This is a genomic window from Desulfolithobacter dissulfuricans (genome assembly GCF_025998535.1).
GTDB lineage: Bacteria > Desulfobacterota > Desulfobulbia > Desulfobulbales > Desulfobulbaceae > Desulfolithobacter > Desulfolithobacter dissulfuricans.
The window spans coordinates 3,067,520-3,078,951 of sequence record NZ_AP024233.1; the positions used below are offsets into that span (position 1 = coordinate 3,067,520).

An 11,432-nucleotide genomic window follows, 5' to 3' on the forward strand; every position below is an offset into this window, starting at 1 on the left:
CCTGCAAAATGGCAGGAGGAGAAAATAAAGGTGCGATTATTTTTTTGTCAATCAGTGTTACGAATTTCAAAAACGTGTGTCGGTTCTGTTACTGCCCATACATAACAACAAATGGAGGTACCAATGCAGATGAAGTCAAACGGCAGACTATCAGGCAGGAGGTACACATCCCTGCTGGCCTCTGTCATTACCCTTCCCCTGAGCACCGTCATGGCCGGAATGAGCACCACGGCCCTGGCTGAACAGGCAGCACCGGAGCCGGCCGCAGTTCTGGAAGAAGTGGTGGTAACCGCCACCAAAACACCTCACACCCTCAAGGATGTACCGGTGGAAACCCTGGTGGTGGACCAGGAAGATATTGAACAGAGCAATGCCCAGAATGTCATGGAACTCCTGAGCACGGTGCCGGGCATTACCACAGCGGTCCATGATGATATCTTCGGCACCTACACCTGGCGGGCCAGCCTGCGGGGACTGAACTTCAACGACGGATATGCCCTGATTCTCATCGACGGCCAGCGGGTGATGGGGTCCGGCCAGAGCGGCGGAATGGGCGAATACGGAATCGGCCTCAACCAGATCCCGGTGGAAATGATCGAACGAATCGAGGTGGTAAAAGGCCCGGGATCCGCTCTGTACGGCAGCGATGCAGTGGCCGGCGTCATCAATATCATCACCAGAAAGACGCCGGACAGGCCAACCGCCCGGGCCGGTGGAGCCTACGGCTGGTACAAGGTCAAGGAAAGAGTACGAAACGGTATTGTCGAGAAACCATCTGATGACGGTGAAAGCAGAAACATTGCCCGGGCCTATGTTTCCTTTGGCGACCATCCCCTGGACAGACTGGGATATCTGATCCATTACGACTACGAAAGCGCGGAAGACATCGGAGCCGACCCGATCAAGTCCGACCGCCACTCGGTCATGGCCAAGGTAGACCTGGCCGCCAGTAACCGCCTTGACCTGTATTTCAAGGGCGAGGCAAGCAAGTATGAAAAAATGGACAACCGGGAAGAAGACAGCTTCCGGTTATCGGCAGGTTTTGAGCACCACCCGGCAGACGACCAGGTCCTGGCCGTCAAGGGGTACACGTACAACTGGGATTTCGTCCACGGGTATCCCGGCTATGCCTATGGCTATAAGCATGGTGCCATCGGCTTTGATCAGATCGAAACGCAGCACACCTGGTACACAAACGAGCGCAACACCCTGGTTACCGGCGTCGAAGCCCAGCAACAGACCATTGATTACACTATCGAAAACAGCGATGGTTCCATAATCACTGTTCAGGAAGATATCACCACCTGCAGCCTGTACGGCCAGGACGAAATCACCCTCCTGGACGATCTGGTCCTGGTGGCCGGCCTGCGTTACGACGACCATTCCACCTTTGGTTCCAGGGTCAATCCCAAGCTGAGCCTGATGTACAGCCTCACCGAAGACACTGTTTTCAGAGCTTCAGCGGGCCAGGCATTCAAGTCGCCCACCATTCGCCAACTCTATTACAGCGCCCCCTATCGCCACGGAAGCTTCTATGCCCAGTCCAATCCGGACCTGAAGCCGGAAACAGCCACCGGCTACTCGGCAAGCCTGGAGCAATGGCTCCTGGGCCGCTCACTCATGCTCAATCTGGGCCTTTTCCGCAACGAGGTGGATGACATGGTGGTCCGTGAAGATACCGGCACCCTGTATGACGGGTTGCCGCTGCTGGTCTACCGCAACGTGGAAGAGGCGGTCACCCAGGGAGTCGAACTGCTGGCCAGGCTTGAACGTCGGGACTTCTCCCTGACAGCGACCTACACCTATACGGATTCGGAAAACAGGGATACCGGAAAGGAATTGACCTATGTTCCACGCCACAGTTTCTCCCTGGTTCCGGCCTATGAATGGAGCCAGTGGAACCTGGGCATAAGCTCCACCCTGACCTGCACGGGCAGACAATACACCGACGCGGACAACACGGAGCAAATCGATGCCCATACGGTGGTGGATGCCAAAATGTACCTGAAACTCAGTGATAAGGCCCGCATCAGCCTGGAACTCGACAACATCTTTGATTCGGACAAAGGTGACGAAGGTAATTTCCGGACCGGCAGAACCATCCTGGTCAAGCTTGATGCCTCATTCTGACCAACGGAACCTGACCATACTTTGACCATATCCAGGGCGGAACCTGAAGATATTGGCCGGGCCGGTGGTCAGACACCGGGATACATTTCCATATCAACGCATTGCAAAAAAAAGGAGCATCTTCATGAAAAAAAATTATTCCTACCAGCACAACTGGACCACATTTCCACAGTATCTGGCAGCACCAAAACCTGGATGCCTGGCCGGACCGGTCAGGCACCGGATAAATTTTCATGGCAACCTGTTCGTTTTTGTGGCCGCCTTTCTCGCCTGTACCGCCTGGTTCACCGGAACGGCTGCAGCCCATGACCTCTGGTTGAATCTTGACAATTATTTACTGAAATCCCCTGGCAAAACCCTGGCAAAAGTCGTTTTCGGGCACAATTATCCCCATTATGGCATCCTTGTCAGCAGGGACCAGCTCAACGAGTTCTTTTATCTGACACCTGACGGGCACAAAAAGGAGATAGACAAGACCTGGGAGGAATTTCACGGGGAGAGCTATGGCCGGCCGGCCGGTGCCCGGGTCGGCGAAGTGAGGTGCGAACAGGAGGGAACCTATATTGTAACGGCAGTCAAAAAGAGAAAAGGGGACCGCCTCCATGTACCATCTGAAAAATACGCTAAATCTGTTATTGTTGTCGGCAAGGGATCAGCCGGAATCAACAGGGTGGTGGGGCACCGCATCGAGATCATACCTCTGAAAAATCCCACCGAGGTGCGGGCCGGACAGGTTTTCCCGGTAAAAGTACTGTTCGAGGGCAAACCGCTGGCAACCTATGTGTACGGCACATATGCCGGCTATGCTTCCGAAGACGAACCGTTTCCCGTACTTGCCAGGAGCGACGAGAACGGCATTGCCCGGATCAGGATTGACAGGCCAGGCACCTGGATGGTGGTCACCAACCACAAAGTGGATTTTTCCGCTTCATTGACATTCCAGATCAAATGAAGCGCTATGGCACCCCTCTTGCGCTGTTGATCCTGGTGTCTCTGGTTGCCACCTCCCCGGTATCCGCCCACACCATCCGCTACACGACCGGTACCGGCGGAATGGTAGTCACTGCCCTTTTTGACGACGGCCGGCCGGCCAGAGACATGTTCGTGTCCGTCTTTGCGCCCGGACTGGAGGAACGTTTCCAGTCCGGAAAGACGGACAGGAATGGACGGTTCACCTTTTTTCCTGACAGATCAGGAACCTGGGAAATCCTTGTGTATGACCGTATGGGGCATCGCCTGGAAGTCAAGATGAAGGTGGACAGCGCACTCTGCCCCGAAGAAGACAAAAAACCAGATCAATCTGATCGCGGTTTGAAGATACTCATGGGGCTGAGTACCATAGCTGTTCTTTTTTCCGGTTTGCGGCTGGTGAAGAAGAAAAACAAGGCGGATTGCTAGACTGGTATATGCACTATTTTCCCATAGACCATGATCATGAACTGACAGAGCACGAGTTTCTCGGCTGTTGCAAAGACTGCGAGCGCAGTCACTGGTTGGTGAAAAAACATCTCTGTGACTTTTATCAGCGGATTAGCAGCTACAGTCCGGAGGAACTGCGTTCCCTGCCTCCGGCCGAACTCTACCAGCTCTATCTGGTCCTGGATGATATCGCCCATCTGGACTGCGGCAACCACCTGGCGGAACTGATCCTGGCCGACCGGGAGATAGAAAAACTGCTCCCGACGATACGGGGTTACTACACCACCTTTTTCGAGCTGCATGAAACCGCCCTGGCCAGGGAAGTGATGACGGCGGCTGATCCCTGGAAGCCCCTGGAGATCTTTGGCCTCTATCCCCGGTATGAGGCCCTGATCAGAACCCAGGTCGAAACCCTGGACCTGCCCCGTCCCAACCGGCTGGCCTTTATCGGTTGCGGACCGGTTCCACTTTCCCTGATCCTCATGCACCGACTTTACGGGATAAGCTCCTTTGGCCTGGAAAGTGACCCGCAGGCTGTCTCCCTGGCCAACCAATGTCTGGACCGACTGGGCCTTGCGGGCGCAATTGAAATTATCCCGGGCAACGAAGAATCACTTGGAGATCTCGACTGGGACCTGGTTCTGGTGGCGGCCCTGGCCGAACCCAAGGCCAGAATCTTTACCCACCTGGCCCGGATCATGGCAGACAGGGGAAAACGACCGGTGATCTGCCGCACCTATTCCGGCCTGCGCGGCCTGCTGCATCCGCCACTGACCGCCAGGGATTACAGTGGATTCCGAGTGCAATATGAGATCCGACCCGGCGGTCGGGTCAACAACACCCTGCTGCTGCTGGAGATGATGTAATGACGGCAGACTTTACCGCAATCCACAGTGAACTCCTGGATATCTACGACGCCATCCGGGACTTGAGCGATAAGGAGATCCTCCGGGCGCATCCCGGGGCCCTGGATCCCCCTTTTCGCCGTCTGGACCAGCTGGCCGCGATGGAGATCGAAGACGGGGTGCTGGCAAAGATTCTTGCTTCTCCCGAACTTGAACAGGTGCTCCTGGCCATCAGCCGGTTGCGCAATACGTATGGCCTGCGCCTGGAGATCGAACAGGCCCATGCCCTGCTCGCTTCATCCGATCCCTGGAAAACACTGCAGGAATTCACCTTCCATGAGAACTACCTGCAGCTGGCAGCCATGGAACAGCAGGGAGCAGGTCTCAAGTCGGGAGACAGGATCATCTTCCTGGGAAGCGGACCTTTGCCGCTGTCCCTCATTTTCCTCTGTTCCCGGTACGATTTACAGGGTATCGGTATTGAACGGGAAAACTTTTTTGCTGATCTCTCCCGACAGGTGGTGGCCCACCTCGGCCTGGAGGATCGAATTACCATCAGGGCTGGCAACCATTTTTCTCTGCCCCTAAAAGAGCAGTTTCAGTTGTTGATGGTGGCCGCCATGGCCCGGCCCAAGGAGGAAATCTTCCGCCACCTGGCCCGCAGCCTGCCGGAAGGAAGCCTGGTTGCCTTTCGCCTTTACGAGAAGGGACTGCGCCGACTCCTGGACCGCAACGGAGATGTCACGTTGCCACCCGAGTTCACTGTCTATCACCGCATCCGACCCCGACCGCCGGTAAACAACACCGTGGTGGTGGTCAGGCGACAATAAAAACTTCGTAATCAAGGACGAACAGCACTCATGACAAAGAAATGAGACCCATAGCCGGCCGGATAGGGATGGTGCGGAAAATGGTGTTCGTGGCGAACAGGCCGGGTAAAGCCGCAGCCGGTCAGCAGATCCTCGGCCTCGGCAGCCCGCACCCCGCAAAAATGCGGGAGGTGACGCCTGATCGGCTGATAGGCCAGCTCAAAACGTACCGGAATGGAATTGCGGCCTTTTCTGAGGGCTGAAACAAGTAACCGGGTGTAATGGGTCACCAGGCCCGAAAAATCCGGACGACGCCATATTCCGTCGGAAACGATGATTCTGCCACCAGGCCTGATGAGCCTGTGCCAGCACCGCAGGGCCCGTGCCGGTTCTGGCAGGGTCCAGAGCAGGTTGCGGCAGACAATGGCGTCGAAGCTGGCAGGCGTGAAGGGTGGGTCAATGGCATCCGCCGCAAGCAAGCTAAGCGTCAGCCCCTGCACGGTGACCTTGGTCCCGGCCTGACGCAGCATGCCCGGCGAGATATCCAGGCCAGTAACCCGGTGACCGCCCCTGGCCAGTCCCAGGGCGATAAAACCGGTGCCGGTACCGACATCTAGAATACGCAGGGGTCCGGTGGCTCCCAGGGCCCGATTATAGACCTGCCACCAGCTTTGCTGCTGGGCCGAGGAGCCATCAAAGGAAAGGGCCCGCCAGTCCCAGTAATTGCGGATATACCGGGCTGCTGTTGTTGCATTATTCATAGGGAGATTCCCGTTACCCAATAACACAAAAAAATAATTTGTGTTAAACCCTACTCTTTTTTGCTGATTTTTCAAGTGCTTTCGACATGGAGGTATAGCCAATGCTCATACCCATGGAATTACACTGTCTGACCCTGCGCAAGGGCTACCTGAGCCCGGAACTCGCCATTGGCTGGCAGATCGGCAAATACGTGGAAGAATTTTTCGATGGGCTGGAGGAGGTGTGGATTGCCGCGGCCCGGGACGATGACGCCGTCCTGGCCCTCTCGTATCTAACGCGGCAGCACGGCCATCCCGGCCAGGTCATTGTGCCGGAGACCGCAAGGCCCTGGGATTTTCTCTTTTATCATCTCACCACCGGCACCCGGCTGGGCTTCACCCTGATCCGGCAGCGCACCCGGTTGCCGCAGAAAATACGCGATCTGGAACCAGACCTCTGTGTGGACAACCCGGCGGTGGTGGAAATCTACCAGGCCAGCCTCAACCTGTTGATCAAGTCGGTCCTCTGCCAGCCGGTGACCAGTTTCTGTCAGGTCCGCCAGGCCCGTTGCCGCCGCCTGCTGTCCAAACACAGCAGTGACCAGCAGACCAGCTGTCACCGTTGCGGCCGCCCGGTTCCCCTCAGCCAGGCGTGGGATATAGAAGGCGACATCTGCTGTCCTGCATGCACCGGGCTGGAGCCGGTCTGGTACACCTTACATTAGCTGAAAAGAATTGCTTTCCAGAACCACGTTTCACCCAAAAAAACAGATGCTTTTAAAAAACATGTGGGAAATAATACATCATGGCGGCCCCGTGATGTGGCCGCTATTGGCCTGCTCCGTCATTGTGCTCACGGTGATTCTTGAACGGATTTTGTTCTGGATCAGAATTGAGCGCAGGCGAAACCGGACCCTGATGGACGAAATCCTGCGCCTGGCGGAAAAGAGGGACTGGGCGCAGATCAGGAAAAAGATCAGGGGCAGCGAGGATTATGTGATCCGGGTGCTTACGGTGGGTATCCTGCATCGGGAATATGACATGGGCAAGGCCATGGAGGCTGAGGCCCGGCACATGGAAAAAAAAATGTCACGCTTTATGACCGTACTCGACACCATGATCACCGCGGCCCCCCTCCTGGGTATCTTCGGCACCGTGCTCGGCATTATCTCCTCTTTCAAGATGCTGGGCACAGGCGGGATTGCCGACCCGAAGCTGGTCACCGGCGGCATTGCCCAGGCACTGATCACCACCGCTGCCGGGCTTGGCATCTCCATTATCACCGTGTTTCCCTACAATTATTTCAAGAGCCGTATTGAAAACGGTATCTACGTTATGGAAAAATATGCCACCAGTCTGGAAGTGGTGTATGAAAAAGTACAAATAGACAAACACAAATGAGGTCCGTCTGCACAGGCGCAGATAACCGAAATTTTAATTGGACAATTCGTCACTTCTCTTTTCAGAATATTACCATGAAGGTTCACAGAAAAAGTATTTCGTCGCCACGCATCGAGATGCTGCCGCTTATCGATATCGTCTTTCTCCTCCTGGTATTTTTCATCTATGCCATGCTCTCCATGGCCGTGCACCATGGCCAGCCAGTGGACCTGCCCGACTCCACGGGTGCGGTCCTGGAGCCCGATGAGGCCATCGGGATCACCATCCAGGACATGGGGGACACCATCCGTCTCCACGTGAATGAACAACCGGTCAGACTGGAGGAACTGTCCGCGGTGCTCCGCGAGCAGGCCGGCGAGGAACGGGAGCAGGAGGTGAAGGTCTTTGCCGACAGGACGGTAGCCTACCAGGAGCTCTTCCGGGTCCTGGACCGGATCCGCCAAGCCGGCCTGAGTCGTATCTCGCTCCAGGCCCGGCCCGAAGAAGTGGCCAGCCCATGAGTGAACCATGGCGACTTGCCCTGGCCGCCGTGCTCGCTCTGGGCCTTCATGGTGCGGTCCTGACCCTGATCCGCATGGACCTCCGACAGACCCTGCCCGCCCCCCTCATGATGGAACGGATCACGGTCTCCCTGGGTGGCACCGGGGCCAGTGTGCCGACAGAGAAGAAAAAAGAAAGAGAGAAAGGAAAAGAAAAAATTCAGCCGGTTACGGAAGACACCCCGGAGAGGCCGGCGGCAGAAGAAGAGGTGGCCAGGGAAACAGAGAAGGTCCAGGTGCCAGAGGCCAGATCCGAACCTGAACCCGGGCCGCAGCCCGGAGAACGGACAGAAAAAAAGGTTGAGCGGCAGAAGACAAAGAGTACCGTAATCACAGAGAGGGAAGAAAAACCGGAATCGCGACAGACAATCCAGCCCCGGCGCACCCGGAAGAGGATGGTTTCTTCGGTCCGGGAAAAGGCGGTCCGGGAGGATCTCGCCGCCGGGGCCGGACCGGTGACATTCCCCCGGCAGAGCACGGCAGAGGATGCGGCGGATGATCAGGCCGCGCCGCAGGCCGCCCTGGTCACGGTCCAGGCGACCCCGCTCTACCGGGTCAATCCACCGCCCAGGTACCCCCGCCTGGCCAGACGCCGGGGCCTGGAGGGCACGGTTCTCCTCGAGGTCCTGGTCGACCGGAACGGCCGGGTCCGCGAAGTGCGTGTCCAGGCCTCCTCGGGTTACCCGATCCTCGACCGGGCGGCGTTCAAGGGAGTGCGTAACTGGCGTTTCAGCCCTGGAACCATCGACGGCCAACCTTCGGACATGTGGATCCGGGTACCGGTTCGCTTTCAGCTCAGGTGATTATGTTGACCAGTCATGAGCGGCGTTCCGCGACATGGACCATCCGGCCCTGGCGCCGCGGCCTTGCCGTCCACCGCAAACTCAGCTATCCGGCCCGCTACGGCTGCTACCATGAGCTCATCACCCCGCAGGCCGTCTACCACATGGGCCTGGACGGGTTTCCCCGTTTCCTCCAGGGCACCGGCCCCGACTGGTCCCATCCCCAGGAATGGCTCAAGCTGACCCGGAACGGTGACTGGGTCTATTACTCCACCCAGGGCTACAGCGATCTCTTCGATCTCACCGGTGAATATTATTATCCCCTGCTGCCCTATCCCTCCAATCCCATATTTCAGGGATCTCCCCACACCGTTCCCGGGGTAGCCGACCTCCTGGCCGCCCATGATCAGCATTGCGCCGAGGCCGCCCGGCTGGCCTCAACCTGTTGCTCCAGGCAGGAGACAGCCGTGCTGCGAAGTTTTTCCCGCTGGACCAGCACGCAAATCCGCCGCCACGCCGGAGCGCTGCACCGGCTCATCCAGGGTCGCATTCCGGTACTGCCACCGGACTGCCGTCATGTGGATTATGACGTTTTGCCGATCCTGCTCACCGAAGGGTGTCTGGCCAACTGCGGATTCTGCCGGATCAAGACCGGCACCGAATTCCGGCTTCGATCACAAAGGGAGGTGCGGGATCAGCTTGAAGGAATGAAAAATCTGCTGGGGGAAGAAATCGGCAACTACCGGGCGGTCTTTCTTGGCCAGCATGACTGCCTGGCCGCCGGCAGCCGTGCCATTGTCCAGGCGCTTGACCAGATCGAGGCCACCCTGGCCCCGGGCACGGTTCATGTCCGGAAACCGGTGGCCTTTCTCTTTGGCTCTACCCGCTCCCTTCTGGCCCTGGACGACGACGATCTCAGGCGACTCGATCGGTCTCCATTCAGGATAGTTGTCAATATCGGCCTGGAATCCTTTGATCAGGAGACCCTGGAGATCCTGAAAAAACCGGTCCGGGCAGAAGAGAACTGGCTGGCTCTGCAAAAAATGGTGACCATCAACCGCCGCTATCCGGGAATCAGCATCAGCGGTAACCTGGTCCTGGGCGACGGGCTCGGCAGCGGTCATATACAGCGAACCCTGGATGTTCTCAGCGAACTGCCCCGGTCCCAGCCCGGCTCCACCCTTTATCTCTCCCCCCTCGCCGGAGCCTGCCGAACAAGGGATATCCTTGCAATCCTCCGCCGACTTAAAGACCTCATGCGCCTGGAGATCTATCCCTATCTTATCCAGCAACTCTAACAGGCTGTTGAAAAACGTAGCGAGCGAAGTAGGTTCTCAACGGCCTGCCAAGGGTTGAGCCCTCAACAAAAAAATTCAGCGCGGACCGGAGACCCGCGCCGGTAGGAGTTCCGGGCCTTACAGCTTCTTCAGGAACTCCTGCTGGGCGCTGGTCAGGACATTTCTGGTATCATGGATACACTGGAGATGAACCATGGTTGTCCTGGTCTTCAGCCGGGCAATGGTCTTGACCAGCGGCCGGAGCTCCTCCAGGCTCTTTCCGGCAAAGATCCCCTCGACTACCTGCTTTTCAAGGGCCGCCATTTTTCGGTCCGAGCCGGCGGACAGTGCTAATGCTCTCCTTGCGCACCACCATTAGTCTGCTCTTCTGTTCATCGCTCAGATTCAGTTCCGGGTTATCCCACTGCTGCATCAGCAGCTTGGTCAGATGGGGCAGTTTGCCGGTGATCAGAAAAGGGGGCGTTTTTTTCTGCTGCCCAGGTCCTACGGAGCCACCGTGGCCCTGGGCAAACAGCCCGGCAGCCGAGAAGGTGACGGTCATCAGAACAGCGACGGCAACGAGCAGGACCTTTCTTTGCAACATTCTTGAACTCCTGATTTTTTTTGTTGAATACGACGTTATTGGAGCTGACCTGAAGGAACAACTCGCGAGAATAACAATCAATCACAGATCCTGTGGTGCAAAGATTCTCCCGGGCTGTCCAGATAAACCAGCATAACTGGACCATATTTCAGAACTGTCCAGCCACAACAAACCATGAAAATCATCCTGCAATCACTTAAGGTTGTGGTGATTTTCGGATAAAAGACACGGTCTTAAGCGGCAGGAATGTCCGGGGGTATCCGGGGTGCGATGGTCACTGGCTGCCAGAGGAAAGAAAAGACCTGTCTGGCTCAGGTGATGACAAAACGTGGAGAGCAACAGGGAATAGGGAGTAGAACACCGCCGGAACCGGTCATGCCGCGGCGGACAAAGAAGGAAAACCAGGCCGGTCAGGCTCCATGCAGGGCCTGGTTGACCACCAGACCGAGCTCGAGCAGGGTATAGGGCTTGCACAGAAGCTGGCCGGCCCCCATGGCCTGGGCCTTTTTCACCTCCTCGCTCCGGGAAAAACCACTGGCGATGATGGCTTTCTGATCCGGATGGATCTTGATGATCTCTGCATAGGTCTCGCAGCCGTTTATCCCCGGATCCATGATCATGTCAAGAAGGATCAGATCCACGCTCCTGGAACGGAGCCAGGCAATGGCCTCTTCCCCGGAGGCAACCGTATGCACGGAGTAGCCGAAAAGCTGCAGCATCTTCCGGGTTATATCCCGCTGGGTCTCCTCGTCATCGACCACCAGGATCCGCTCACCCCGGCCACGCAGGTCTACCATGGAGAGTGAGTCCTCCAGGACAGCGGGACGCTCTTCGCTGGCCGGAAAAAAGAGGCTGAAGACGGTTCCCTGGCTATCGCTTTCCACGG

14 protein-coding genes are annotated in these 11,432 nt (G+C 57.0%); 10 read left to right on the plus strand and 4 right to left on the minus strand.

Annotated features, from left to right (window positions below; translation table 11 throughout):
* Positions 1–123 precede the first annotated feature (123 nt).
* The 5 genes from GF1_RS13695 (at position 124) to GF1_RS13715 (ending at position 5,224) form a co-directional block, all read left to right on the plus strand.
* On the plus strand, positions 124–2,130 hold the full coding sequence (locus GF1_RS13695; RefSeq protein WP_267927112.1) for a TonB-dependent receptor plug domain-containing protein: 2,007 nt from the start codon (positions 124–126) through the stop codon (positions 2,128–2,130).
* A gap of 124 nt (positions 2,131–2,254) precedes the next feature.
* Positions 2,255–3,082: a DUF4198 domain-containing protein gene (locus tag GF1_RS13700; RefSeq protein ID WP_267927113.1), complete on the plus strand. Its 828-nt coding sequence runs from the start codon at positions 2,255–2,257 to the stop codon at positions 3,080–3,082.
* The gene (locus tag GF1_RS13705; protein ID WP_267927114.1) at positions 3,079–3,528 is read left to right on the plus strand and encodes a hypothetical protein; all 450 of its coding nucleotides are present in this window, start codon (positions 3,079–3,081) and stop codon (positions 3,526–3,528) included. Before GF1_RS13700 ends, GF1_RS13705 begins: the two co-directional genes overlap by 4 nt.
* A gap of 8 nt (positions 3,529–3,536) precedes the next feature.
* Complete coding sequence (locus GF1_RS13710; protein WP_267927115.1) at positions 3,537–4,415, plus strand: nicotianamine synthase family protein; 879 nt, start codon at positions 3,537–3,539, stop codon at positions 4,413–4,415.
* Complete coding sequence (locus GF1_RS13715; protein ID WP_267927116.1) at positions 4,415–5,224, plus strand: nicotianamine synthase family protein; 810 nt, start codon at positions 4,415–4,417, stop codon at positions 5,222–5,224. The genes GF1_RS13710 and GF1_RS13715 overlap by 1 nt, the downstream gene beginning before the upstream one ends.
* Before the next feature lie 11 nt (positions 5,225–5,235).
* Here the strand turns inward: GF1_RS13715 and GF1_RS13720 are convergent, their stop codons facing one another.
* On the minus strand, positions 5,236–5,964 hold the full coding sequence (locus GF1_RS13720; protein WP_267927117.1) for a class I SAM-dependent methyltransferase: 729 nt from the start codon (positions 5,962–5,964) through the stop codon (positions 5,236–5,238).
* Positions 5,965–6,077: 113 nt separating this feature from the next.
* On the opposite strand from GF1_RS13720, the gene GF1_RS13725 reads away from it, so the two are divergent.
* The 5 genes from GF1_RS13725 to GF1_RS13745 all read left to right on the plus strand — a co-directional run bounded on the left by GF1_RS13725 (position 6,078) and on the right by GF1_RS13745 (position 9,963).
* Complete coding sequence (locus GF1_RS13725; protein WP_267927118.1) at positions 6,078–6,668, plus strand: hypothetical protein; 591 nt, start codon at positions 6,078–6,080, stop codon at positions 6,666–6,668.
* A gap of 61 nt (positions 6,669–6,729) precedes the next feature.
* Positions 6,730–7,344: a MotA/TolQ/ExbB proton channel family protein gene (locus GF1_RS13730; protein WP_267927119.1), complete on the plus strand. Its 615-nt coding sequence runs from the start codon at positions 6,730–6,732 to the stop codon at positions 7,342–7,344.
* A 74-nt stretch (positions 7,345–7,418) separates the two neighbouring features.
* Positions 7,419–7,844: an ExbD/TolR family protein gene (locus GF1_RS13735; protein ID WP_267927120.1), complete on the plus strand. Its 426-nt coding sequence runs from the start codon at positions 7,419–7,421 to the stop codon at positions 7,842–7,844.
* Positions 7,841–8,686 carry an energy transducer TonB gene (locus GF1_RS13740; RefSeq protein ID WP_267927121.1) on the plus strand — a complete coding sequence of 282 codons (846 nt, stop codon included), beginning with the start codon at positions 7,841–7,843 and terminating at the stop codon, positions 8,684–8,686. Before GF1_RS13735 ends, GF1_RS13740 begins: the two co-directional genes overlap by 4 nt.
* 2 nt (positions 8,687–8,688) lie before the next feature.
* A complete protein-coding gene (locus GF1_RS13745; protein ID WP_267927122.1) occupies positions 8,689–9,963 on the plus strand; it encodes a radical SAM protein in 1,275 nt (424 codons plus the stop codon).
* 117 nt (positions 9,964–10,080) lie between these two features.
* Here GF1_RS13745 and GF1_RS13750 read toward each other — a convergent pair whose 3' ends face one another.
* The 3 genes from GF1_RS13750 to GF1_RS13760 all read right to left on the minus strand — a co-directional run bounded on the left by GF1_RS13750 (position 10,081) and on the right by GF1_RS13760 (position 11,430).
* A complete protein-coding gene (locus tag GF1_RS13750) occupies positions 10,081–10,266 on the minus strand; it encodes a hypothetical protein (RefSeq protein WP_267927123.1) in 186 nt (61 codons plus the stop codon).
* Positions 10,253–10,546 (minus strand): hypothetical protein, encoded by a 294-nt coding sequence (locus GF1_RS13755; protein ID WP_267927124.1) that lies wholly within the window; start codon positions 10,544–10,546, stop codon positions 10,253–10,255. The genes GF1_RS13750 and GF1_RS13755 overlap by 14 nt, the downstream gene beginning before the upstream one ends.
* Positions 10,547–10,956: 410 nt before the next feature.
* Positions 10,957–11,430, minus strand: coding sequence for a response regulator (locus tag GF1_RS13760; RefSeq protein ID WP_267927125.1), 474 nt, complete (start codon positions 11,428–11,430; stop codon positions 10,957–10,959).
* Positions 11,431–11,432: the final 2 nt, after the last annotated feature.

Bases quoted from the DNA above. Each gene is read 5' to 3' on its own strand.
- GF1_RS13695 (WP_267927112.1), top strand. From the start codon at position 124: ATGCAGATGAAGTCAAACGGCAGACTATCAGGCAGGAGGTACACATCC.
- GF1_RS13700 (WP_267927113.1), top strand. From the start codon at position 2,255: ATGAAAAAAAATTATTCCTACCAGCACAACTGGACCACATTTCCACAG.
- GF1_RS13705 (WP_267927114.1), top strand. From the start codon at position 3,079: ATGAAGCGCTATGGCACCCCTCTTGCGCTGTTGATCCTGGTGTCTCTG.
- GF1_RS13710 (WP_267927115.1), top strand. From the start codon at position 3,537: ATGCACTATTTTCCCATAGACCATGATCATGAACTGACAGAGCACGAG.
- GF1_RS13715 (WP_267927116.1), top strand. From the start codon at position 4,415: ATGACGGCAGACTTTACCGCAATCCACAGTGAACTCCTGGATATCTAC.
- GF1_RS13720 (WP_267927117.1), bottom strand. From the start codon at position 5,964: ATGAATAATGCAACAACAGCAGCCCGGTATATCCGCAATTACTGGGAC.
- GF1_RS13725 (WP_267927118.1), top strand. From the start codon at position 6,078: ATGGAATTACACTGTCTGACCCTGCGCAAGGGCTACCTGAGCCCGGAA.
- GF1_RS13730 (WP_267927119.1), top strand. From the start codon at position 6,730: ATGTGGGAAATAATACATCATGGCGGCCCCGTGATGTGGCCGCTATTG.
- GF1_RS13735 (WP_267927120.1), top strand. From the start codon at position 7,419: ATGAAGGTTCACAGAAAAAGTATTTCGTCGCCACGCATCGAGATGCTG.
- GF1_RS13740 (WP_267927121.1), top strand. From the start codon at position 7,841: ATGAGTGAACCATGGCGACTTGCCCTGGCCGCCGTGCTCGCTCTGGGC.
- GF1_RS13745 (WP_267927122.1), top strand. From the start codon at position 8,689: ATGTTGACCAGTCATGAGCGGCGTTCCGCGACATGGACCATCCGGCCC.
- GF1_RS13750 (WP_267927123.1), bottom strand. From the start codon at position 10,266: ATGGCGGCCCTTGAAAAGCAGGTAGTCGAGGGGATCTTTGCCGGAAAG.
- GF1_RS13755 (WP_267927124.1), bottom strand. From the start codon at position 10,546: ATGTTGCAAAGAAAGGTCCTGCTCGTTGCCGTCGCTGTTCTGATGACC.